At 39.4% G+C, this 22,760-nt stretch carries 21 protein-coding genes; 8 read left to right on the top strand and 13 right to left on the bottom strand.

Annotated features, from left to right (window positions below):
• The first annotated feature begins 39 nt into the window (after positions 1-39).
• Both pyrF and SLP02_RS26265 read left to right on the top strand, forming a co-directional pair.
• Positions 40-942 (top strand): orotidine-5'-phosphate decarboxylase, encoded by a 903-nt coding sequence (gene pyrF, locus SLP02_RS26270; RefSeq protein WP_319423632.1) that lies wholly within the window; start codon positions 40-42, stop codon positions 940-942.
• A 51-nt stretch (positions 943-993) separates the two neighbouring features.
• Positions 994-1,371, top strand: a complete 378-nt coding sequence (locus SLP02_RS26265; RefSeq protein ID WP_319423631.1) for a hypothetical protein — start codon at positions 994-996, stop codon at positions 1,369-1,371.
• Between the two features lie 36 nt (positions 1,372-1,407).
• Here the strand turns inward: SLP02_RS26265 and SLP02_RS26260 are convergent, their stop codons facing one another.
• Together SLP02_RS26260 and SLP02_RS26255 are read right to left on the bottom strand one after the other, a co-directional pair.
• Positions 1,408-1,827, bottom strand: a complete 420-nt coding sequence (locus SLP02_RS26260; protein ID WP_319423630.1) for an AAA family ATPase — start codon at positions 1,825-1,827, stop codon at positions 1,408-1,410.
• Between the two features lie 7 nt (positions 1,828-1,834).
• The gene (locus SLP02_RS26255) at positions 1,835-3,490 is read right to left on the bottom strand and encodes a mechanosensitive ion channel family protein (RefSeq protein WP_319423629.1); all 1,656 of its coding nucleotides are present in this window, start codon (positions 3,488-3,490) and stop codon (positions 1,835-1,837) included.
• A gap of 184 nt (positions 3,491-3,674) precedes the next feature.
• Between SLP02_RS26255 and SLP02_RS26250 the strand changes: the two genes are divergently transcribed.
• Entirely contained in the window at positions 3,675-4,052 is a 378-nt protein-coding gene (locus SLP02_RS26250; RefSeq protein ID WP_319423628.1) for a TSUP family transporter, read from the top strand.
• A gap of 48 nt (positions 4,053-4,100) precedes the next feature.
• On the opposite strand, the gene SLP02_RS26245 is transcribed toward SLP02_RS26250, so the two are convergent.
• The 3 genes from SLP02_RS26245 to SLP02_RS26235 all read right to left on the bottom strand — a co-directional run bounded on the left by SLP02_RS26245 (position 4,101) and on the right by SLP02_RS26235 (position 7,328).
• Positions 4,101-5,336 (bottom strand): MFS transporter, encoded by a 1,236-nt coding sequence (locus SLP02_RS26245; protein ID WP_319423627.1) that lies wholly within the window; start codon positions 5,334-5,336, stop codon positions 4,101-4,103.
• 42 nt (positions 5,337-5,378) lie between these two features.
• A complete protein-coding gene (locus tag SLP02_RS26240) occupies positions 5,379-6,416 on the bottom strand; it encodes a sensor histidine kinase (protein WP_319423626.1) in 1,038 nt (345 codons plus the stop codon).
• A 195-nt stretch (positions 6,417-6,611) separates the two neighbouring features.
• Entirely contained in the window at positions 6,612-7,328 is a 717-nt protein-coding gene (locus SLP02_RS26235; RefSeq protein ID WP_319423625.1) for a response regulator transcription factor, read from the bottom strand.
• A 176-nt stretch (positions 7,329-7,504) separates the two neighbouring features.
• Here SLP02_RS26235 and SLP02_RS26230 point away from each other — a divergent pair, with 176 nt between their 5' ends.
• Both SLP02_RS26230 and SLP02_RS26225 read left to right on the top strand, forming a co-directional pair.
• Complete coding sequence (locus SLP02_RS26230) at positions 7,505-8,152, top strand: DUF1361 domain-containing protein (protein WP_319423624.1); 648 nt, start codon at positions 7,505-7,507, stop codon at positions 8,150-8,152.
• A gap of 761 nt (positions 8,153-8,913) precedes the next feature.
• Complete coding sequence (locus tag SLP02_RS26225; RefSeq protein ID WP_319423623.1) at positions 8,914-9,972, top strand: AI-2E family transporter; 1,059 nt, start codon at positions 8,914-8,916, stop codon at positions 9,970-9,972.
• A gap of 62 nt (positions 9,973-10,034) precedes the next feature.
• Here the strand turns inward: SLP02_RS26225 and SLP02_RS26220 are convergent, their stop codons facing one another.
• Entirely contained in the window at positions 10,035-10,787 is a 753-nt protein-coding gene (locus SLP02_RS26220; RefSeq protein WP_319423622.1) for a LysR family transcriptional regulator, read from the bottom strand.
• 29 nt (positions 10,788-10,816) lie between these two features.
• Between SLP02_RS26220 and SLP02_RS26215 the strand changes: the two genes are divergently transcribed.
• Entirely contained in the window at positions 10,817-11,341 is a 525-nt protein-coding gene (locus SLP02_RS26215; protein WP_319423736.1) for a type 1 glutamine amidotransferase domain-containing protein, read from the top strand.
• Positions 11,342-11,389: 48 nt separating this feature from the next.
• Here the strand turns inward: SLP02_RS26215 and SLP02_RS26210 are convergent, their stop codons facing one another.
• Positions 11,390-11,836, bottom strand: coding sequence for a GNAT family N-acetyltransferase (locus SLP02_RS26210; protein ID WP_319423621.1), 447 nt, complete (start codon positions 11,834-11,836; stop codon positions 11,390-11,392).
• A 265-nt stretch (positions 11,837-12,101) separates the two neighbouring features.
• Between SLP02_RS26210 and SLP02_RS26205 the strand changes: the two genes are divergently transcribed.
• Complete coding sequence (locus SLP02_RS26205) at positions 12,102-13,820, top strand: potassium channel family protein (RefSeq protein ID WP_319423620.1); 1,719 nt, start codon at positions 12,102-12,104, stop codon at positions 13,818-13,820.
• A 79-nt stretch (positions 13,821-13,899) separates the two neighbouring features.
• Here SLP02_RS26205 and SLP02_RS26200 read toward each other — a convergent pair whose 3' ends face one another.
• From SLP02_RS26200 to argC, 4 genes are all read right to left on the bottom strand, one after another.
• Positions 13,900-14,742: an amino acid ABC transporter substrate-binding protein gene (locus tag SLP02_RS26200; protein ID WP_319423619.1), complete on the bottom strand. Its 843-nt coding sequence runs from the start codon at positions 14,740-14,742 to the stop codon at positions 13,900-13,902.
• 203 nt (positions 14,743-14,945) lie between these two features.
• A complete protein-coding gene (locus SLP02_RS26195) occupies positions 14,946-15,695 on the bottom strand; it encodes an amino acid ABC transporter ATP-binding protein (protein ID WP_319423618.1) in 750 nt (249 codons plus the stop codon).
• Positions 15,661-17,037, bottom strand: a complete 1,377-nt coding sequence (locus SLP02_RS26190) for an ABC transporter substrate-binding protein/permease (protein WP_413467437.1) — start codon at positions 17,035-17,037, stop codon at positions 15,661-15,663. The genes SLP02_RS26195 and SLP02_RS26190 overlap by 35 nt, the downstream gene beginning before the upstream one ends.
• A gap of 697 nt (positions 17,038-17,734) precedes the next feature.
• Positions 17,735-18,793, bottom strand: a complete 1,059-nt coding sequence (argC, locus tag SLP02_RS26185) for an N-acetyl-gamma-glutamyl-phosphate reductase (RefSeq protein ID WP_319423616.1) — start codon at positions 18,791-18,793, stop codon at positions 17,735-17,737.
• Positions 18,794-19,052: 259 nt separating this feature from the next.
• Here argC and rbsK point away from each other — a divergent pair, with 259 nt between their 5' ends.
• Complete coding sequence (gene rbsK / locus SLP02_RS26180) at positions 19,053-19,982, top strand: ribokinase (protein ID WP_319423615.1); 930 nt, start codon at positions 19,053-19,055, stop codon at positions 19,980-19,982.
• 80 nt (positions 19,983-20,062) lie between these two features.
• Here rbsK and sigC read toward each other — a convergent pair whose 3' ends face one another.
• Both sigC and lipA read right to left on the bottom strand, forming a co-directional pair.
• Positions 20,063-21,316 carry an RNA polymerase sigma factor SigC gene (gene sigC / locus SLP02_RS26175; RefSeq protein ID WP_319423614.1) on the bottom strand — a complete coding sequence of 418 codons (1,254 nt, stop codon included), beginning with the start codon at positions 21,314-21,316 and terminating at the stop codon, positions 20,063-20,065.
• 473 nt (positions 21,317-21,789) lie between these two features.
• Positions 21,790-22,671: a lipoyl synthase gene (gene lipA, locus SLP02_RS26170; RefSeq protein WP_319423613.1), complete on the bottom strand. Its 882-nt coding sequence runs from the start codon at positions 22,669-22,671 to the stop codon at positions 21,790-21,792.
• Positions 22,672-22,760 lie beyond the last annotated feature (89 nt).

The following is a 22,760-nucleotide window of genomic DNA, read 5'->3' as shown; positions in this document are numbered from 1 at the left end:
ATTAAAATAACTTAGCTCTTTAGAATAATTAATCATTCAATGAAATTGTTTATTGACCAGCTTATTGAGCAAATTCAAGCAAAAAGAACTCCCTGCATCGTTGGATTAGATCCTGCTTTGGAGAGAATACCTGAAAGCTGGTTACAAAAACAGGGTATTACTCAAGAAAGTAGTTTAGTTGATTGTGCCGAAGCGATTTATCAATATAATCTAATGGTGTTAGATGCCGTTGCCGATCTTGTTCCTGCCATAAAACCTCAAAGTGCCTACTATGAGTTGTATGGTTCAGCGGGAATTGTGGCATTGGAAAAGACTATCACAGCAGCGCGCGATCGCGATTTATTGGTAGTGTTAGATGTAAAACGGGGAGATATAGCCTCTACAGCCACAGCTTACGCCCAAAGCTATTTACCAAGTAAACCAGCACACCCTTTAGAAGCTGATGCCATTACCATTGTTCCTTATTTGGGTGAAGACTGTCTCGAACCATTTTTTGAAGAAGCAACAAAATGGGGGAAAGGTATATTTGTCTGTGTAAAAACTTCTAACCCTGGTGCTGCGATAATTCAAGAACAGCAAATAGATGGCAGATATCTTTATGAAATTATTGCCGATTTAATTAAACCTGCTTCAGATAAAAGTATCGGCGAATCTGGCTATAGCGGTATTGGTGCAGTCGTCGGCGCAACCTATCCTGAAGCAGCTATTCGTCTACGTAAACAATTACCTAATAGTTTATTTCTTGTTCCAGGTGTAGGCGCACAGGGAGGAGGAAAAGAGGGCATCAAAGCCTGTTTTAATGCCGACGGTTTGGGTGCAGTAGTTAGTAGTTCTAGGGCAATTATGTATCCTCATCAATACGATGCTGCAGATTCAAATCAAAAAACTATTAGACAAGCTGCGATCAATTTGGTTGGTCAGGTGAACGAAATTTTAAAGTAACAACAATATTTTTGGTGTCTGGGGAATACTAAATTATTAATTTAAATAGTATTGTTCATAACTAATAATCCTGCTGCTGGTATCCAAGCTCCTAACGAAGGAGTCGATCCAGCCAGTAATATTTCCTATTTAGAACTAGATGAACTAGAACTGTTGTTAGGTGAGATTGAATTCCAATTAAGTCAGACAAAAACCAACAAACAGCGATTATCTATTCTTCGCGAGCGCGTTTTAGTTGGCATTATGAGCCTGGAGGTAACTCGTACTGTCGAACTACATCAGCTTAGGGTGAATTTAATCGTGCGCCAAGGTAAGAAAACAGGATTGAAAGTGTTTGCCAAACGTGCCAGTCGAATTGTGCCTTTAACCGATACTAGAGCTAAAAGAAACAATCTTTGTCGAACATCATACTTTTTTAGAAGATCTTAATTTAGCGATCGCTTTTATGAAACAACTAGGTAATTCTCATTCAAAAAGCAAACAGACGATCGCCTGTTTGTCGGCATTCGTACCAGCTACAATCAAGGTTTGATGACGAACTTCAAGCGGACGAGATCGATAATCTGCTGCGATCGCCTCTATACGTGCCTCATCACTGACAATTTGCTTAATTTTTCCTGGTTCGTTGAGTTTTTGACAGGCGGTATTAATACTATTAGAATCTAGATTGCTTTGGGCGATCTTATCTACTACCTGTTTGAGAATGAGCGATCGCTGTCTCAGATTCTGGTCGATAATAGCAGTGGATAAACCAGCTTCTAGTAGTAGTTTAAAAAGTGCGCCAGCTTCTGCTGCTGATAACTGCTTGGTATCTCCTACTAAAATTACCTGATTGTTAAGTAATTTCGCCTTTTCTAGTAATTTACCTATTTTTAATCTTGTCAAATTTAGATTAAGAATGGTCAGCCTTGAAAAAACTAGAGTTGGAGACTGAGTTAGGATGAACTGAAATATTTTGCTGCGGTACGGGAATTAATATTCCTGCCTTATCAAAAGCTAATTTTAGGCGCAGTCGATATTCTCTGGCTACATCAAACTGTTTGAGAGGTCGGGTTTTAATCCATATTTTCACCATCAATCCGCGATCGCTAAAGTCATCAATACCCATCACTTGAGGTGTCTCGACTATTTGCCATTGCCATTGAGGATCTCGACTCATTTCAATAGCAGTTGCTTCAATAATCTTAATCGCTGCCAAAGTGTCGGTCTCATAGGCAACGGGAATGTTAAGATCGACCCGCGACCAACTTTTAGTCAGGTTAGCTACCGCTCCCATTTGACTATTAGGAATAGTAATTAATTTCCCTTCTGAGTTTCGTAGTTGGGTAATTCGTAAGTTAAGCTCTTCTACAGTACCTGACCAAGTTCCAGTGTCGATAATGTCGCCGATGCCATATTGGTCTTCAAGAACGATTAAAAATCCGTTGATAGTGTCTTTAATCAAATTTTGAGAAGCCAGAGAAAGTGCTACTCCTAATAGCCCTGCTCCAGCTAACAAAGGAGCAAGATCAATGCCAAAAAGAATTAAACCAACAATCGCCCCAACTACCAACCAGCAAATAATTGCGACCCACTTAATTGCACTAAAAATAGTGGAAACCCTCAGTTGCGATCGCTCAGTTGCTATAGGCGAAATAAAAGGATTAGTGTTGATTGAAGAAACAAAGCGATCGATAAAAACATGACTTAAGCGAATAGCAGTATATATTCCTAATACAACCAGTCCAATTTTAAAAGGAATTCCTAAGCCATTAAGCAGCCATACCTGTAAAGCTCTAGTGTAGGGAAATAAATATAAAGATGCTAATATTCCGCCCAGCCAAAGCAAAATTTGAACGTCTAATAATAATCTATTCTCAATAGCCTGTAGGCTGCTTTTAATCTGTAGCTTGGAGGCAATATTTTCAGTGCCGACAGCAGCTTGGGTCTTGGTTCTAGTTAACTGAATGCGCCGACGTAATTTTAATAATATCAGATTAGCGATCGCCACAAGTCCAAAAATTCCACCAGCGATCTTCCCTTGACGAATCAAAAATTTTGGTTGTCGCTCTTGTTTAGCTTTTATTAAAGCCTGTCGCAGAATTTGGCTTAACTGTTGAGCCCAGGTAAAACTGCTTACGTTTCGCAGCTTGGCATCTAGGTCAGTTACAGTTAAAAGATATCGACCATTTATATTAATGGTTGGTAAACCGTCAATATTTGTTACTGTTGCCTGTAGATCGTCACTTCTACTTTGAAAATAAGCATTACTAATTTGTTTTAGATTACGCTTGATTATTCGGATTCTTTCTGGTAGGTTGCTATCTAAAGCAGTGACTTGAAATACTTTACGACCATCTAACCAAATCCATTCTGTAGTTGGCGTTGCCGTAGAGTTAGATAAGCTAGACAGGGAAGAAAATAAATTGACTCCACTTGATTTCGGTGTCGATGGCGTATTAGTCGGAGAATTAGAGGTTTGAGCTATTGTTGGCAAAGTAATACAGATTAATCCCACAGCCAATGCGATCGTCAGCAAAAATTTGAGGCGAGCTAGTGAGAACAACATGAATATAAGTAGATAGGCAGAATAATTTATAAAACCCAAAAAGCTGATCTTTTTCCTACACCCTATCCTCTATCCCCTGCCAAAACTAATTTAAAAGTAGGTTTAAAGACATCGGATTTAGTATTACTCTATAAAACTAGTTTAGGATCTAACGTAGAGTATCGATATAAACAAAATACTAGGAATGAGTTTGCTTTATATACTTTTAGGGGCTTTCGCTGGAGCTTTGAGCGGGCTGATTGGCATTGGCGGTGGCGTGATTATCGTTCCTTCTTTAATTTTTTTATTTGGATTTTCCCAGCAAGAGGCACAAGGAACAACTTTGGGGCTGTTGGTTCCGCCAATTGGAATTTTGGCAGCGTGGACTTACTATCAACAAGGATATGTAAATTTCAAAGTGGCAGCTTTGATTTGTCTTGGTTTTGTTTTAGGAGGCTTGTTGGGAGCAAAATTGGCAATTAATTTACCTAGCAACATTTTAGAAAAAATCTTTGGTATTTTATTGCTACTAATTGCTTTAAAAATGATTTTTAGCAATCCTAGTGGTAGTAGTCGATTGTAGAAAGGCTATTTCAATTAGATTGACAATTTATATTTTTAGATTCTTTGACTACCGAGGAAGCGATCGCCTGATTATCGGTAAATACTGCCAAAAGACTACAGCACCAATGGCACAAAATATTCCTTCAACTAGCATTGTTGAGGGCGCACCGATTAAATAGGCTAAAACACCTGCAAACAGATTACCGCAGGGCAGCATAATCGTATCGGAGGCAATGGTATATATTCCCATAACTCTACCTCGTTTGTCTTCGTCGGTCATGCTCAAAATCATCGTATTACTGGCAGCATTCTCAATAATTAAAAACAAGCCAATAAAACCAACCGCAACAAACGATAACCACATTACCTTTGATTGGGAAAAGATAACCAGTACCACTCCTAACATTGCTGCTGAGATGCCAAACAGCCTTTCCAAACCAACCAAACCAGAACGCAGGCTCAAATAAATAGCACCAGTTAATGCTCCAACTGCTGAAACCGTCATCATAGAACCAAAAGTACTAGAATCACCACCGAGAATTTCTTTGGAAAAGATGGGAACTAAAGCAATTAAAGGCGTACCCATAAAATTAACTAAAGCCAGCAAGAATAAAATAGAGCGAATTGGTTTTGAGTTAAAAACATAGCGAAAACCTGATGCTAATTCTTGTCGATTAAATTTAGCTGTGGTGGAATCAGACGGCTGATGCAAAATCTTCATCGCCATTAGAGAAGCCAAGATAGCAAAATAGCTAATTCCGTCAACTAAAAAACAGCTTCCTGTACCAAACTTAGATATTAATACACCCGCGATCGCCGGACCAATCAAGCGCGCAAAACCTGAAAACGAAGCATTAAGAGCGATCGCATTATCTAAATCTGCCTTGTCGTCTATCATTTCTGGTAAAAAAGCCTGACGAGTCGGCACATCTAGAGCGTTAGCCATACCTTGGATAAAGCTGAGAATAATCAGATAGCCAAGATTAAGAGACTGAGTCAAAGCCAAAACCGCTAAGGCAAAAGACTGCACCATTGAAATCGTCTGGGTAATTAATAAAACCTGGCGGTTATTCTGGCGTTCTATAAAAGAACCAGCTAACGGTGCTAATATCAGAGGGCTTTGACTGAGAAAGCCGAATACCCCTAACAGCAGTGGAGAATTAGTCAGATGGTAGACTTCCCAAATAGCAGCCACATTATTCATCCAAGTTCCAATTAAAGACGTTCCCTGTCCGAAAAAGAAAAGGCGATAATTTTTAGAATTAAGAGCGCGTAATTTTGATTTAAGCTGAGAGAATTTCATTAATTGCTCGGCAGTGTTACTATGCGGTTGTTAGATTATCAATTAAGCAACGGCAAGAGAAAATCGAAAAGTACTTCCTTGACCCAATTGGCTCTCAACTTCTATTTGACCACCCTGTAGTTCTACTAAGCGACGAGAAATAGCCAAACCAATACCGCTACCTCGGCTATTGCGATCGCTTGCTAGACCAGAACGCCAAAAACGCTCAAATACATGGGGTAAATCTTCAGAGGCAATTCCTTGTCCTGTATCACTTACAGCTATCCATACTCGGTTTGACCTTTGCCAAACCCGCAGTGTAATTGTGCCTTTTTCTGTATAGGATACGGCATTACCTAGTAAATTGATTAAAACCTGTTCCAAACGGTCTAAATCCGCTAAAACTAAGGGTAGATTAGTTGGATATTTTAAATGAATCGTTAATTCATCCAATAACTGAGCCTCAAATTTTTTCACTAAGGTAGATAACAAGGGATACAGCTTAACAGGTGCCAAATGAATAGACAAATATCCTGCCTCGGCTTTAGATAGTTCCTGTAAATCATTAACCAATCGCTGCAACCGTCTAGTTTCCTTCATTAGTCGCTCGTAAACTTCTGGAGTGGCTTCAATATTACTGGCGGTAATTCCTTCTAAATAGCCATAAATTATAGTTAGTGGAGTTCGCAATTCGTGAGTGAGATCGCTGACCAATTCTCGACGACGTTGTTCTATTCCCTCTATGCTGCTAGCCATATTGTTAAAGCTAGCACTGAGTCGATTTAGCTCTGGTATATCGCTAGGAGGCAATCTTTCACTTAGCTTACCTCTAGCAAACTGCTGCGTTACTCGTTCAATTCTCAGCATCGGTTTGGTGATACGGCGAGTAACCCAAATACTTAACCCTCCCGCCGTTGTCGCACCGATGATTACTGACCATAGAGTACTACTGTGCCAAGCACTGTTAAAGCCTTCAATAACATCAGCACGAGAGTCTTGAAAATCGAATCCCTCATTCTCAATTTTTTCTATGTGTCGTGCAAACAAAATTGGCGAGGCAGTTTTGCCGACAATCACCAGAAAACTTACTGCCACAATCATTACTATTAGATGAGAAAAAAACGCGTCGCTAAAGATAAGGGTTGGCGCTTCAGAGAATTAACTATTTTAAATTCGTTTTTATTTTCAGACAAAATAAACTTCTTGTATGAATATGTATTTTAAATATTAATTACTAGAACAGCTATAATTCACTCTTACCTTTTACAAAGATAGTTAAGAATAATTTGTGCAAGACTATTTAGCTTTTTCGTCTTCAAATTTGTACCCCACTCCCAATACTGTCTTAACAAATTGAGGATGAGCCGTATCTGGCTCAATTTTCTTCCGTAATCGTGCTACATGAGTATCGACAACGCGATCGTCTCCATAAAAGTCATCTCCCCACAGACGATCAATTAGCTGAGTGCGATTCCAAACGCGGTTAGGTTGACTGGCAAAAGTATTGAGTAAATCAAATTCAATTGTGGTTAAATTTAGCTGTTGCTCTTTACCGTCATCAATTTTAAATGCGGTGCGTTGGGTTTCATTAACTATAAAATGTTGGGTGCAGTGTTGCAGATCTTCTGTATCGATTTTTCGGAGGCTGCGTCTGAGTAAGGCACGAATCCTCGCTATTAACTCTGGCGCACTAAAGGGTTTAACTAGATAATCGTCCGCCCCTGTAGATAAGCCTACTACCCGATCTATTTCTTCTCCCTTTGCCGTTAACATAAGGATAAAAGGATCTTTGCCAACGGTTTGACGGCGAATACGGGTACATACTTCCAATCCATTCAAGCCTGGCATCATCAAATCTAGAACAATTACGTCTGGTTGCTGCTGTTTAAATGCTTCTAAGGCTGCTATACCATCGCGACAGTGGAAGCAATCAAATCCCTCTTTTTCTAGATTGATAGTAATTAAACGAGCAATTTCTACCTCATCTTCGACAATTAATACTTTATGAGTCATTGGCGATCGCTCTTGCTTTATGATCGAATACTACGACAAGCAGGATTATTGTATCAAAATAATTGTTTTGTCAAGGGATTACACCGCCGACACATTTGCGCCATACTACTATGCTAAATTTTAGATATTAATTTGTATAGAAAAATACATCAACTTTTGCTCAAACACCCTAGATAATGGAATCAATACTAACTAATGCTTTGGAAACATTTAATGAATATAGTGGTTGGATTGTCTGGAATTTATTTTTAGCGTTTATTCCTTTATTTCTCAGCTTCTGGTTATTTCTTAGGCGTACTAAAAAGCGATCTTTACTTTGGTGGATTGGTTTTGTTGCTTTTATTTGTTTCTTACCAAATGCCTCATATTTGTTAACTGATATTATTCATTTAATTGCCGCAATCCGAGCAGGCTATTCTATTTGGATTACCACTTTAATTTTTATTCCTTTACATTTATTAGCGATCGCCCTTGGTTGGGAAGCTTATGTAGTTTCTCTAATTAATCAAGGTTTTTATCTAAAAAAACAGGGTGCTGGTAGATTTATTTTCAGCAGCGAATTAATAACTCATGCTTTGAGTGCGGTCGGCATTTTCATGGGTAGGTTTCTCCGTTTTAATAGCTGGGATTTATTAACTAAACCACACATTTTGCTGGCTTCAACAGTAGATGATTTGACTACCAAAAAGCCTTTGTTAGTCATAGCGATCACCTTTATTGTTTTGACTATTCTCTATTGGTTAACTAAACAAGTTACTTTAGGAACTTTATTAAGAATAAAGCAGTTTTTATATATTATAGATTCTCAAAATAAGCCAAGATAAAAGAAAATTAAGTAAATTTATTATCAAAAAGTTTTAAGTTTATAGTCGTTAGTTTTTAGTTCAATCTGACTACTAAAAACAATTAGGTCTAAGATCTCACTACCTTGAGGTGTCTACAATCAGGAGGAAGCGATGTCGGACGAAGGCTTTAGCCGCAAGTGTTCCTTCGACATTTCAGCCGTCCGTGTAGAGTTTAAGACTCTATTTGATGCACGCTGCAAGGCAGCGAAGTCTCCCTTTGGGGGACGATCTGGTTGGCGGCTTTTGGGTAGGAATCTTCCCACCCAAAACGCGCCAAGCGAATGCCCTGCACTAGTAACTAGCAAGCGTGGTAATAGATGCGGTGATTACACCTTTCTCGCAGGGACTACGGCGCAGCCGTTTATCGCAAATCTTGGTCACTATCAGGAAACAGAAAGGTGATGATTAATAAAGCCAATAAAATAGGTAAAGGTAAAAAGATTAAGAAAAAGAAAGGTAATAACATAGCTTGTGACTCACATTATTGATTGGTTTAAATAAAAGTTGAATTTATAAAATTTAAAAACTATGCTGATTTATAAATTTGTCTTAAGTTAAATAAAAAACTATGCTGATGCTGTCTATACTGACGAGCGGCTTATTTTGTTTCGGATTTAAATACAATAAAAAGTTGATGTGTCGTTGATGTGTCAGTAGAATAGCAAAACAATGAAAGGATTTGAAAGTGATTGCCCGATCTTTGTTATTATCAACGGATATCTACAGCCAAAAATAGGTTTATGAATCAAAAAAGACCGCCTTCACTGGTAGATAAGCTAACTCAAGGTGCGCCGTTGGCAGTCTTACTGGTTCTGTCTCTTTTGATTTTGTATCAACTACGATCGGTTTTAGAGTTAATTGCGATCGCCATTTTACTTTCGCTGATTTTGCAAACACTGTTGCATCAGCTAGAAAAACTGATTAAGCTGCGTTGGTTAGCGGTTTTAGTTTTAGTTATTGCTATTCTAGGCTTAACTATACTCTTGCCTATTGTTATCCTGCCCGATATTTTAAATGAGTTTCAGAAATTTAGCTCTAAGCTACCAGAATATTTAAGCAGTTTAACCAAAGAGTCTCAGGATCTTCATGCTAGATATAGTTTTATTCCTGATATCTCCCAGGAGATTGCCAAACTAAATAATTTTCTCTATGGACTTTTAAAATCGTTTCCTGTTCTATTAGAAACAGCTTTTGGAGTTACTGTAGAAGCTTTTGCGATCGTTATTTTGGCTCTTTATATCACCTATGACTCTGGCTTCTTTACTGAAGGCTTATTACGCTTGACTCCTCGTCGTCATCATCAACAACTAAGACATATTCTCGAAACTATGAGATTGCGACTTCAAGGTTGGATGAGCGGTACTTTTCTAGCAATGCTGTTTCTGGGTGTGGGAGTAGGCATCGGACTTTGGCTGCTGGGTATTCCTTTATCTTTTCCTTTTGCCATAATTGCCGCTTTATTTGAGGTAATTCCCATTCTTGGCAGTTTTGTCGGCGGTTTTTTACCTGCCTTAGTAGCTTTGACTATCTCACCGCTAAAGCTTATATTCGTGTTGGTTCTATTTTTACTTCTCAACCAGATCGACACGCATATTTTTCAACCTATTGTGGTTGGACAACAGGTTAACTTACATCCAATTACCGTTATTATTGCCGTTTTAGTCATGAGCGAACTGCTAGGAATTATCGGCTTGATCTTTGCTATTCCTGCTGCGGTAGTAATTACAACTCTGTTTGCTGAATTTACTGCCAAGCCAAGTCTTTCAGAATCTGCTTTAGTTGAGTCTTCAGAATTATAATAATATCTTTGATATAAATCAACAGTTAAGAACGCGAACAGTTTTTAAACGGTAATCATTAATTAGAGAATTTCTAACAAATGATCTCGTGTGTATACCACTCTAGGATGTCTCAAGTTGCCTTTATTCCAAACTAGATAAAGATTGTTACGAGGATAAAATTCTTTCTGATGTAAAAGACAAAGATTGCCAGTCTGTAGCTTTTGTTCACACAAATATTTAGGCAAGACAGTATAACCTTGACCAAAAGAGACAAGCGATCGCACTATTCTTAAATCGGCAACAGTCACCGTCGCCTGAATATTTAGTTGAATTTGAAACACCTCGGCAAAATATTGACGAATTAATGGTAAATCCTCATCGTAGGCGATCAAAGGTAAACTCAATAACTGCTGTGGATCGAATGGTTGAATTAAATGCTGTCTTTCCCAATCAGTAGCAGCAACTAAAATTAAAGTCTCCTGCTCAATTTCAGCATAATCTAAAGCTTTACTTTGAGGTTGAAATGCGGTAATTGCTAGATCTACTGTGCCATCATCTAACAGTTGATAAATGCGTTCTTTTCCACCTAAATGAATCCTGACTTTAAGATCGTGCGCAAGCAAAGATGCGATCGCGGGTAATACTTTGGCATCTAAAAATTCGGCTGGGGTTGCTATATGGATTATACCTGCAACGGTCGCAATACGCGATCGCACCGCATTAAACTTAGTTTCGATCTGTTCTAAATGAGGGGCAATAGATCTGGCTAAATCATTGGCGATCGCAGTAGGCTTTATTCCTCTAGCATGGCGGATAAATAGTTTCTTCTCCATTAACGCCTCTAAAGATTTAATATGTGCTGATGCTGCTGGCTGGGTTAAGTGCAGTTGATCGCTTCTTACAAGACAAATCTGCTGTAGCTGCAACTGATAATACTCAGGCGATCGAAGACATCGATTTTAATCAATACGATGCTGTCTTTTTACCAGGGGGACACGGTACGATGTGGGACTTGCCAAAGAGTAAACCTTTAGCGAATATTATCTCCCAAGCTTATGCCCAAGATAAAGTAGTCGCTGCGGTGTGTCATGGTGTTGCGGGTTTAGTTGGGGCAACAAAACCTGATGGTAGTCCTTTAGTTAACGGGCTACAAATTAATTCTTTTACCAATGCCGAAGAAGATGCAGTAGGACTTTCTGACGCTGTACCCTTCATGCTGGAAACTAAGCTAAGAGAATTAGGGGGAAATTTCCAGAGTGCTGATAATTTTGAACCCTTTGCTATAAAAAGCGGTAATTTAATTACTGGTCAAAATCCAGCCTCTTCTGAACTAGTAGCAAATAAGCTTTTAGAAACTCTACAAGCTAAAGTTCCAATACAGAAATAAAAATGTCAGTGCTCGCAACATAAGCTAATTTCTGACTCAAAGCGATCGCTATTTTCTCATCTTCTTATGGGTTGAAGATTCTGCAAATACAGTAAATCCTAATCTTGCATATAAATTTTCCGCAGGATTACCTTTAACGATTTTTAACCACAATTCTTTGTCTTGTAATTGTGCTTGCTTAATGATTGATTGAATTAGATTCGTTCCTATTCCTTGTTTTTGATATTGCCTATCAATCTGAATCTCTGCTAAATAAATATCTGTTTTTGAAGTAACGATCTTGATAAAGCCTAAGATTTGTCTTTTCTTTTCAATTACTTGGTAATCTTGTCGAATGAAACAAGCTCGAAAAAGTTTAGGATTCCAGAGATAAACTTTTTCAACATAATTTTGCATATTTTCAGCGTGAATTTTATCTAATATCTCGATATCATCTGCTCTAGCTTGACGAATTATATACGGTCTAGAATTGTCACACTGATTGTTTACGCTCATCTGCTGAGTCTAAATATATTTGATTTAATTAAGAGCGATCGCTTGCCAAAAGAAACAAAAGCAAAACTAAGATTTGCCCGCTTTACTAGATCTACTAAAGCATTTTGCTATGCAAGATTTAATTTTCCCAAAATTTTTATGCTTTATCTGTTATTTATCATCCCTTAAGAAAGTGTGCAGGTATACAGCAAGCACGTTCATAGTTAAAGACAATTAACTATAGTTAGTAAGAGCAAATATATTCCCATGCTCTACGAAAAAGCTTATGCAACCCAAGATTATTGTTTGTGGCTTAGGGCGTACTGGTTCTAAAATATACAGTTTGTTAAAACAACAAGGTGCAGAAGTCGTAGCAGTTAGTGAACGTCCAGTAGATAGATTTCCCAGTAAACAAATTATTGTTGGCGACCCACGCAACAACACCACCCTAATTCAAGCAGGAATTAGACACGCCACGACTTTAGTTTTAGTTAATGATGATGATGCTTTAAACCTAGCTATTTTGACTCAGGCGAAAGTTTTAAATCCCCAGATTAGAATTATCAATCGTCTCTTAAATCATACTTTAGGCGATCGCCTGGATTTGACCTTACCCGATCACTTTACAATGAGCGTGGCTGCTCTTTCTGCCCCACTATTCACTTTTGCAGCCCTAGGTAATAAAGCTATTGGTCAACTACAGTTATTTAATCGTACTTGGCCCATACAAGAAGAAATTATCGATCGCGATCATCCCTGGTTAGGTATAAAACTAAATGAACTCTGGGATAATCCTAACCGTATGCTGATTTACTACCTACCCGTTAAAGGAGAAACAGATCTAGTTTCGGCAGTCAAACAGGGTAGTCGCCTACAATTGGGCGATCGCTTAATCGTCGGCACAAAACCTAATGTTGTTACCAAACGTCGATCTTGGCAGAAAAAAATCTTAAAAGCAATTTTAAATCTTCCTCGTTATCAGCATTATGCTCGTCCTGTAACTTTAGTTAGTCTTGCTCTACTAACTGTAATTTTTATTGCCACTTTAATCTACGTCAGCGTTAATCAACAGATTTCCATCCCTGATGCCCTTTATTTCTCTGTAGGTATGATTACTGGCGCAGGAGGAAAAGAAGAAGTTGCTGAAGGAGGTTCTGATTACATCAAGGTTTTTACGGCAATCATGATGATTGTTGGTGCGGGAGTGATTGGTATCTGTTACGCCTTGATCAATGATTTTGTTTTGGGTAGTCGTTTTCGGCAAACATTAGATGCAGCCAGAATTCCTCGACAAAATCACCATATCGTTTGTGGTTTAGGCGGATTAGGAATCAAAGTTGCTAGTCAACTCCATGCTCAAGGACACGAAGTCGTAGTAATCGAATCCGACCCCAATAACCGTTTTTTACGTTCTGCTCGTTCTAAACGCATTCCCGTAATTATTGAAGATGCTAGTACACCCTCGACTCTCAAGGCAGTTAACATCAAACGCGCTACTAGTTTGATTGCTATTACTAGTCATGACACAACCAACCTAGAAATAAGTCTTACTGCCAAAGCATTGTCACCATACATCAAAACCGTAGTGCGTAGTGGCGATCCTCAGTTTGCTCAATCAATGCAGGAAGTATTTGAATTTGACCATGTTTTGTCTCCTGTAGAGCTTGCAACCTATTCCTTTGCAGCAGCAGCTTTAGGAGGCAGAATTTTAGGTAATGGTATGACTCAAGATTTGCTCTGGGTAGCTTTGGCAACCATGATTACGCCAAGACATCCATTCTTCGGTCAGAATGTGGAAACTGCAGCAGTTAAAGGAGATTTTGTGCCTTTATACTTAGAAAGAAAAAATAAAACCTTACATAATTGGCAATTATTAGAAACATCCTTGCAGCCTCAAGACATTTTATATTTAACAATGCCCGCTAGTGGCTTAAATCAGCTATGGCGTAATCCTAGTTCTGATGATTTAATGCTCGATCGCTTAGAGGATAGTTTCAATTATTAATTATCCATTAATCAACGCAATTAAATTAAATAATTGGGAAGCTTAAAGCAATTTGAGATAAAAAAGTAAAGTAAGACTATTAACTTTGCTGACAAAAATCTTTGACATTTAAAGTGTAGTTATACAGTTGACCAAACCAGGCATTAGATAAACTTGCTGCTTCAGGACTATTGATTACAGAATCAACAAAATCTCGCCATTGAGGATCATTCCCTTTAATAATCATGCCATAGCGATCGCAGGTTAAGGGAATTTTTGGTACGAGGGGATATTGCTTTGAAGATAGTTCCTGCTGTTGTGCCACAGCACGCAGCAAAATACCGTCGCTAATCATCGCGTCGATCTTGTTTTGCTCAACTGCCTGTATTCCTCTAGTTCTTGCAGTTAAGCCAGCGTACTTTTGAATAGTAGCACCTGGATATTTTTTAGCAATAAAATCTGCCGTTGTCGTATTACTAATTACTCCTAGTTTTGCACCGTCTAAATCAGTTTTAAGATCGAGGCGATTTTTATTTTCTCGCTTAATCAGAAATTGTGTTCCCGTAACAAAAAAGCCGGTAGAAAAACTAATATTTTTTGGTATGTCAGAGCGAATAGTATTAGGACCACATTCTAAATCGACTGTATTACTTACCAGAGTAAAGCGGTTTGCGGGGGTGGACTTAAATAATTTAGTACTCAAAGTATTGCGCTCTAATTTTTCGGTTAGCTGTTGTTTTAAAAGAGCAAAAAAATCAAGACAATATCCTTGTTGATTGTTATTGGCATCTAAATAGCCAAAAGGCGGTGCATCTTCTCTAATGGCAACGTTTAATACCCCTGTCCGTTGAATTTTGTTAAGAACAGGCTCAGATGTAGCCGATGTAGCCATCGTCAAGAAAAATATGCTGATGCTGAGAAAAGATACGAGATTTAGATTCATGTTATGAAAACTAGAGTTGCTGCGATCGCCTAAAGTTCAAAGAAGAATTCCTGGTTTCTAATAGTTAACTACTGTCTAAAGCCAAACCTTATTCTTTTTATCTAACCACGCTTTGGACATTTCATATTTCATAATTGAAATATATATCATCATTTTTCGGCAACGTCTAAATTTAAATCAAATCTGGTAATTGAAGCCAAAAGTTAAAGCATTTTTTCGAGAAACTGACGAGCGCGATCGCATTCTGGATTAGTAAAAAACTTGCTGGGTGGTGAATCTTCCGCCAGTCGCCCCTGGTCGAGAAATAAAATGCGATTGGCTACTTCCCGCGCAAAGCCCATTTCGTGGGTGACAACTGCCATTGTGATTCCAGTTTTGGCTAAATTCTGCATTGCCTCAAGCACTTCTTTAACCGTTTCTGGATCGAGGGCGGAAGTAGGTTCGTCAAATAACATTACTTCTGGTTCCATCGCCAAGGCACGGGCGATCGCTACTCGCTGTTTTTGTCCCCCTGATAGCCTGACTGGATAAGTGTCTGCCTTCTCTGGAAGCCCAACCTGTGTCAGCAATTCCATTGCCTTGCCACGCGCCTTAGCTGTAGTGACATTTTTAACTTTAATTGGTGCGTAAGTTACATTCTCTAACACCGTCATGTGGGGAAAAAGGTTGAAATGTTGAAATACCATGCCCACCTTTTGTCGCAACTTTAGTATGTCGGTTTTAGGGTTAGTAATATCTGCTCCCTCAATATAAACCTTCCCAGATGTCGGAGTTTCTAGTAAATTTAGGCAGCGCAAGAAGGTTGATTTCCCCGAACCAGACGGACCGATGATCGCCACCACTTCTCCTTTGCCAACCCTAGTGGATATCCCTTTAAGAACTTGCAGTTTGCCAAAGGATTTAGATAAATCTTCGACTCTAACTGCTTCTTTGTAATCTTTGTTCGAGTGCATAGCCTCCCCAAGTTAAGAACATAACCATCACGTAGTAAACCGCACCAGCAAATAGTAGCGGTTCAAAATATATATACTTTTCTGCTCCGACAATCTGAGCGCGACGCAATAGATCGGCAACACCAATAGTAGATACTAAAGCCGAGTCTTTAAGTAAAGCAATACTTTCGTTGACCAGCGCGGGTAATATGTTTTTGACTGCCTGGGGCAGAATAATATCCAGCATCATTGGTTTATAGGGAATTCCCAACGATAACGCGGCTTCTCTTTGTCCTTTATCTACAGCCAAAATACCACCGCGAATTGTCTCAGAAATATAAGCCCCTGAATTAAGGGTAAATGTAATCACCCCTGCTACCAGAGCAGGAATATCATAGCCAGTTAGCTGTGGGGTGGCGTAGTAAACGAGCGCAATTTGCAACAGCAGTGGCGTACCGCGAAACACAGACGTATAGGCGTTAGCTAACCAAGTTAGAGGCTTAATATTAGAAATTTTGAATAGAGAAAGAATTGTTCCCCAGATAAAGCCAAATAGAGCCGAAAGAGCCGTAAATAACAGTGTTGTTCCCAGACCTCTTAAGATAAAGGGAATACTCGGTGCGATTCGGGCAAACGATAAGGCACTATTATTTGCTTCTCCTGCTGGTGTCGCCGTTTCCTTGCCGTCGCCAAACCACTTATTAACTAAACCTTCTAGTTTCCCGCTTTCCTTCATCTCTTCGAGAACGCGGTTAAAATCATTAACAAAGGGAAAATCTTTAGGAAAGGCGATCGCCGAACCAGCCTCTTCGGTATTGGGAATTGTCTTAAATTCTAAATCGGGGTTAGCAGCAACAAAGCCTTTGGCGATGGTATCTTCAATAATTGCGGCATCAACTCGACCTGCTTTTACCTCTTGAATGATTTCACTGGTTTTGTTAAGAGACTTAGTTGGCATCCCCTTTACTTCTTTGGTTAGGGTTTTAGCCGCTTCTTCTTGAGTCGAACCAAGCTGCACGCCAACAGTCTTACCTGCCAAATCTTGGGGTTTAATTAAGTTGCTTCCCTTTTTTGCAACAATTGTGTTTTTAGCTTCGTAGTAAATTCCTGAAAAGTCTACGTTTTTTTTGCGCTCTGCGGTTGGGGTCATGCCAGCCATGGCAAAATCAGCCCGACCCGATTGCAAAGCAGGAATAATCCCGTTAAAGTCGGTATCGCTTATCTTTAACTCAAACCCTAATTCCTTAGCAATGTAGTTGGCAATATCTACGTCAAAGCCGATAATTTTATTACCAGAGGCGGTATCTCTAAACTCATAGGGAGGATAGTCTGCCGAAGTAACCATCTGCATCTGTGTCGGCATTTTCCCCGACTGCGCTGCAATCCTTGTTGCTCCTTGAATGAAGGCGATCGCTAGCACTATTATTAATGATGCAGTTGCTAGTATTACTCTACTTTTTTTCCTCAGCAGTATTTTCACCACAGCGTTACTCAAGTTTTTATTAGGGGGCTAAAGCGCGATCGCTTTCTTGATGCGCACAGTTGTAGACAACACGAGGCTTAGTGACTGTTTGCAAAAAGAAAATAAAATTCTTCTGCTGTTGGGTAGTGTAGTGTTTGAGGTAATGAGGTATTTGGGGCAGTGAAGTTTCTACTTTATCCTCATTACTTCTCCATCCTCTCTACCTCTCCATCTTCACCACTTCTCCATCCTTAACATTTACTTTACAAACAGTTTCTTATACTTTAGTACAAGTTCTTTCCTGCAAGATCCGTTGGCTGTGTTGCCCCCTTGAAACAGAAAAACTCCCCCACATTTACTGTTGAACTCGCTAGAGTATCCCATCGCTTTTTTATTCTTTAAGTAACTAGTGACGAATTAAAAATATTGACGCTAGCTACTTTTGGTAACGGGATTATATCAATAGTCTACTTGCCAAAATTGTATCAACACTAACTTTATATTTTACGCCTCGAAACCCAAATATTAAAAATACGCAAAATGGGTTTGTTGCCAATTGACTTACTTAAAACATTACAAATCAGCAACGCCAGAAATATCAAGGGTAAAAACACAGCTTGGGCAAACCTAGGGCTTCGTCCCAACCCATCATCAGATTAAGGCACTGCACTGCTTGACCTGCTTGACCTTTAATCAGATTATCAATAGCAGATATCACTATCACTCTTCCTGTACGGGAGTCTACCTGAATGCCTATATATGCCAAATTAGTTCCACACGCCCACTTAGTTTGAGGATAAACACCACTAGGTAGAATTTTGACAAAGCTTGATGAGCGATAGAAAGCAGAATAAATAGTCAACAAATCTTCTCTAACTAGACCAGGATCTCTCAAGGTTGCATAAACCGTTGAGAGTATTCCCCGAACCATAGGAATCAAATGAGGAGTAAACTGTACCGTAATCTCTTGATGAGCTAAGGAGCTACAAATCTGCTCAATTTCAGGGGTATGACGGTGATTAGCAACTCCATAGGCTGCCAAAGAATTATCTACTTCTGCCAATAGCATACTGGTTTTTGCCTGACGACCTCCTCCAGACGTACCCGATTTGGCATCTATAATAGCGGTTGACGGGTCAACTAAGCCATTTTTGAGTAATGGTGCTAGAGCCAACAAACTAGCGGTAGGATAGCAGCCAGGACAGCCGATTAAAGCAGCTTGTTTTATTTGTTCACGATGTAACTCAGGTAAACCATAAACGGCCTTGCTAGCGATCGCTTGGTCATTGCGTACTTTTTTATACCAATCTGTATAAGTGTCTAAATTACTAAAGCGATAGTCCGCAGAAAGATCTAATACTTTGCATCCTTTCTCGATTAAAACTGGAGCAATATCGCAGGCTAAACCGTTTGGCAAACCTAAAAACACAGCTTCGCAGCGAGAAGCAACTAGATCTAGATCGATTTTTTCGACATTAAGGTCTACACAATGAGCCAGATGAGGATAAATAGAGCCATACTGTTTACCTGCGCTGCTATCACCGCCTAAATAAACAATTTCTGCTTCAGGATGTTCTAAGAGAAGCCTAACTAATTGAACCCCCCCATATCCAGAAGCGCCGATAATGCCGACGGGTTTTTTAGCTGAATTACTCATAATGATGCGCCTCTAGTGAATCTTGATTTAAGCTGCTTTTTATTAATGATCTATAGTTTAAGCACTATCAGGAATTTTAAACGCAAACCAGAGAAATTATATCTGAGCGACTGTGTTTTTTCTAATAATTAAGATCTTGAGTTAGCTATGACATCTGGTAAAACCACATAAACAACGACTCAAAATATGTTTAGAATATGAGTAAGTAAGGGAAGCTCTATAATCAATAATCAGTGAAAGATTCAAAATATTAAATAGAATGACCGTAGTTGTCTTTGGCAGTATCAATTTAGATCTAGTTATAGAAGTTCCTCGTTTACCCGTGAAGGGAGAGACAGTTATAGGCGATCGCTTTTTTGCCGTTGCGGGAGGTAAAGGGGCTAATCAAGCAGTAGCTATAGCTAAATTAGGCATACCTGTAAGCCTTGTTGGTCAAGTCGGTGAAGATAGCTTTGGTCAAACCCTCATTTCAGGTTTGCAAGCCGAAGGAGTAGACACCAGCGGTATTACGATCAATCCCCATACCTATTCTGGAATTGCCTCAATCGTAGTCGATTCTACGGGAGCGAACACCATTGCCTGTGCCGGGGGAGCAAATAACCTAGTTAGAGAAAAGGAGTTAGAGCAATTCAAACTTTTACTTCCTCAAGCAAAAATAGTGCTTTTAGAGCTAGCAATTCCCCTTGCTACAGTTTTAATAGCGGCCAGGGAGGCAAAAGCTAACGATTGCTGCCTAATTCTCGATCCTGCTCCCATAAGATATGAATTACCAGAAGAACTGTATAGCCTGATCGATATTATTACTCCTAATGAGGTAGAGGCAAGTCAGTTAGTTGGTTTTACTGTAGATGGAGTAACTACCGCCAAACAAGCAGCATCTTTCCTGCATCAAATGGGAGTAAAAAACGTCATTATAACTTTAGGTAGCCAAGGCTGTTTATACAGCAACGAGTCAGAGAGTTTTTGGATTAAGTCTATCCCCGTATCTGTAGTAGATACAGTGGCAGCAGGAGACGCTTTTAATGGCGCGTTAGCTGCTGCTTTGGCTTTGGGCAAGTCTTTGAAAGATGCAGTGCAGTGGGGAACAGTAGGAGGTGCTTTAGCCGTTACTAGAAACGGTGCGCAATCTTCTCTGCCAAGCAAAGATACTTTCGGGCAATTACTTAATCAACAAATATTGTTGGAATAAAAAATTATGCCAGCATACTCTCAAAAAAAAAGAAAGAACTCAATCTTTCTCCTTTAAAAGCTTTTAACAAACAAGATTATTTAGCTTAGAGACTCTAAATAATCCCTAATTAAATTTCTTCTTCGGGGTTGACGTAGCTTTTGCAGGGCTTTAGCTTCTATTTGGCGTACTCGTTCGCGAGATAGTTCCAAACAACGACCAATTTCCGCTAGAGAAAAAGGTTTCTCACCGCCAAAACCAAAGCGCATCTGGATAACTTCTCTTTCGCGAGTAGTTAATTCAGAAAGAAGATAGTGTAAATCCTTCTGTAAAGACTCCCGCATTAAAGTTTCTTCAGGAGAAGCACTTTCGGTTTCTAACAAATCACCTAATTCTGTATCTTTTTCTTTTCCTACCTTGATTTCCAAGGATACAGAACGAGGTACGCGCAATAAAACTTCGCGAATTTGCGCTGCTGTCATATCTAGCTCTTGGGCAATATCCTCAATTTTGGGCGTGCGTCCCATTTCTTGAGAAATTTTGCGCTGGGCTTTTTTAATTTTATTCAGCTTTTCAGTAATATGAACGGGAAGGCGGATAGTTCGGCTTTGAGTGGCGATCGCTCTGGTGATGCCCTGACGAATCCACCAGTAAGCATAGGTACTAAAGCGATAACCTTTGGTGGGGTCAAACTTTTCTACGGCTCTTTCTAAACCCAAAGTTCCTTCTTGGATTAAATCAAGCAGTTCTAAACCACGATTTTGATATTTTTTGGCAACAGAAACCACAAGGCGCAAATTCGCCTTGATCATGTGTTCCTTGGCGCGGATGCCATTTTTTTGAATTCTATCTAGCTCTTTAGTATCGCAGCCCACAACTTCTGCCCAGGCTTGTTTGCCTACGGCTATTTTTTCTTTTAATAAAGAGATTTCCATACCCAAAGCTATAGACCATCGTTTTAGGGAGGGACGATGACTAAGTTGAGTTACAAGGCGATCGTATACATCAACCAGTTGAACAAATTCTTGCAGAATGGTATTCTCTGCTTCAGCAGCTTGAGCGCGTTGCTCTAAGATATTAATATGACGCTGAACTTTTTGCGCCTCTGAAACCTCTTCATCTCTTTCTAATAAAGGAACTCTACCAATTTCTTGTAGGTATAGTCGGACTAAATCAGTAGTAGTACGAGTGCCTCTTCGAGCAATATGTTCTGGATCTGAACTTTCTAAATCAAGTTCTACAAGTTCATCGGGCAACTTATTAGAACTATCTTTGAGTTCCAAATCTAGATCGATGTCAGGATTAGTGGCAGGATTATCTTTTTCGGTTTTAAGGTGTGAAGAACTAGCAAGCATGGCGATTTCTTAATGACGACTCCAGTGAAGGTTTTGGATGTGACTCCTCCTCTGTGAATAGATTGCCCAATTCATAACAAAAAGCAACATAATTGAAATTCTTTTCGTTATTTATCAGTTTTCGGGTCTATTCTCAGTAATAACGCGGTTGGCTGATGGTTATTAAAATTACAGTGATTCAGGAAAAGCCGACAAATATTGCTTTCTGGTGAGTGGAAGAATTTGCGTCATTAAAAGTTCCCTAAAGAAAACAAGGTTTATATTTCTTTACAAAAAAAGTTAAGCTATTCCTCAATTAAGGCTGCTTAATTAAACTTGCGACCCTTGTTATTTATGGAATACAGTATTTTCTGAGCAAAATTAGCCAAAAATACGCAAAAAAAGAACCGTCTTTGATTAACGGTTATCTAAGTGGAGTAAAGTTATGATTGAGTAAGTAATTACACGGGAAATGTATTAGGCTTTGAAGCAAGTCAGTTAGGCTTCTGTCGAGGATAAAGCTGCATCAAAGCCCTAACCTGTTCTGCATGATAAGAGCTACGGGTTAGAGGGCTAGAAACAACCTGTAGAAAACCAATTGATTCTCCAAACTCTTGCCAGGCTTTAAACTGCTCAGGGGTAACAAAATCTTTAACCCCCAAATGATTCTGAGAAGGCTGGAGATACTGCCCAATAGTTAAAATATCGCAGTCCACATCTCGCAAGCCCTGAATTACCTCTCTAACTTCTGCGTCGGTTTCCCCCAGGCCAACCATGATGCCAGACTTGGTGTATACCCAGGGAGCAATTTTACGAGTTTGGGTTAAGAGTTCGAGCGATCGCAAATATTCTCCTTGAGGACGTACTCTTTTATATAGGCGGGGAATAGTTTCGGTATTGTGATTTAAGACATCGGGTTGAGCAGCAATGATAGTTTCTAAAGCTTCCCAGTTGCCACATAAATCGGGTATGAGTAGCTCAATTGTGGTTTGAGGAGAAACTTTACGTACCTCTTCGATACAGCGGACAAATTGGGATGCACCCTCATCTGGTAAATCATCGCGGTTTACGGAAGTGATCACCACATGATTTAGCTTAAGGCGACGTACTGCCTCTGCTAGCTGGACTGGCTCATTTGGATCTAAAGCCTGGGGTTTTTTCTCAAAATCAATATCGCAATAAGGACAGGCACGGGTACAGGCAGGACCCATAATCAGAAAGGTCGCTGTGCCAACGGCAAAACATTCCCCAATATTAGGGCAAGATGCCTCTTCACAAACAGTATTTAGCGACAAATCGCGCAAAATCTCTTTAACGCTGCCTACTCGTTCCAACTGTGGGGCTTTAACTCTTAACCAATCTGGTTTTAACGTCACTCCTTATTGCTCCAGCTTATTAACTAATGACTATTGTTGTTTATTTTATCTTGTCTCTTGGTGCTTGTAATAGATTTCTACTGATATAG

It is taken from the genome of Pleurocapsa sp. FMAR1, from assembly GCF_963665995.1.
Lineage (GTDB): Bacteria > Cyanobacteriota > Cyanobacteriia > Cyanobacteriales > Xenococcaceae > Waterburya.
Note: the sequence above shows the minus strand (reverse complement) of the source record. Positions and strands in the feature narration are given on the sequence as shown.

What these genes read in the sequence shown, in the direction of transcription:
- SLP02_RS26220 (WP_319423622.1), bottom strand. Translation starts at nt 10,787, where the DNA reads ATGGAGAAGAAACTATTTATCCGCCATGCTAGAGGAATAAAGCCTACT.
- SLP02_RS26245 (WP_319423627.1), bottom strand. Translation starts at nt 5,336, where the DNA reads ATGAAATTCTCTCAGCTTAAATCAAAATTACGCGCTCTTAATTCTAAA.
- SLP02_RS26205 (WP_319423620.1), top strand. Translation starts at nt 12,102, where the DNA reads ATGCAACCCAAGATTATTGTTTGTGGCTTAGGGCGTACTGGTTCTAAA.
- rbsK (WP_319423615.1), top strand. Translation starts at nt 19,053, where the DNA reads ATGACCGTAGTTGTCTTTGGCAGTATCAATTTAGATCTAGTTATAGAA.
- sigC (WP_319423614.1), bottom strand. Translation starts at nt 21,316, where the DNA reads ATGCTTGCTAGTTCTTCACACCTTAAAACCGAAAAAGATAATCCTGCC.
- SLP02_RS26240 (WP_319423626.1), bottom strand. Translation starts at nt 6,416, where the DNA reads ATGATTGTGGCAGTAAGTTTTCTGGTGATTGTCGGCAAAACTGCCTCG.
- SLP02_RS26255 (WP_319423629.1), bottom strand. Translation starts at nt 3,490, where the DNA reads ATGTTGTTCTCACTAGCTCGCCTCAAATTTTTGCTGACGATCGCATTG.
- SLP02_RS26215 (WP_319423736.1), top strand. Translation starts at nt 10,817, where the DNA reads ATGCTGCTGGCTGGGTTAAGTGCAGTTGATCGCTTCTTACAAGACAAA.
- SLP02_RS26230 (WP_319423624.1), top strand. Translation starts at nt 7,505, where the DNA reads ATGGAATCAATACTAACTAATGCTTTGGAAACATTTAATGAATATAGT.
- SLP02_RS26210 (WP_319423621.1), bottom strand. Translation starts at nt 11,836, where the DNA reads ATGAGCGTAAACAATCAGTGTGACAATTCTAGACCGTATATAATTCGT.
- argC (WP_319423616.1), bottom strand. Translation starts at nt 18,793, where the DNA reads ATGAGTAATTCAGCTAAAAAACCCGTCGGCATTATCGGCGCTTCTGGA.
- SLP02_RS26225 (WP_319423623.1), top strand. Translation starts at nt 8,914, where the DNA reads ATGAATCAAAAAAGACCGCCTTCACTGGTAGATAAGCTAACTCAAGGT.
- SLP02_RS26190 (WP_413467437.1), bottom strand. Translation starts at nt 17,037, where the DNA reads ATGCCGACACAGATGCAGATGGTTACTTCGGCAGACTATCCTCCCTAT.
- SLP02_RS26250 (WP_319423628.1), top strand. Translation starts at nt 3,675, where the DNA reads ATGAGTTTGCTTTATATACTTTTAGGGGCTTTCGCTGGAGCTTTGAGC.
- SLP02_RS26200 (WP_319423619.1), bottom strand. Translation starts at nt 14,742, where the DNA reads ATGAATCTAAATCTCGTATCTTTTCTCAGCATCAGCATATTTTTCTTG.
- SLP02_RS26235 (WP_319423625.1), bottom strand. Translation starts at nt 7,328, where the DNA reads ATGACTCATAAAGTATTAATTGTCGAAGATGAGGTAGAAATTGCTCGT.
- SLP02_RS26195 (WP_319423618.1), bottom strand. Translation starts at nt 15,695, where the DNA reads ATGCACTCGAACAAAGATTACAAAGAAGCAGTTAGAGTCGAAGATTTA.
- pyrF (WP_319423632.1), top strand. Translation starts at nt 40, where the DNA reads ATGAAATTGTTTATTGACCAGCTTATTGAGCAAATTCAAGCAAAAAGA.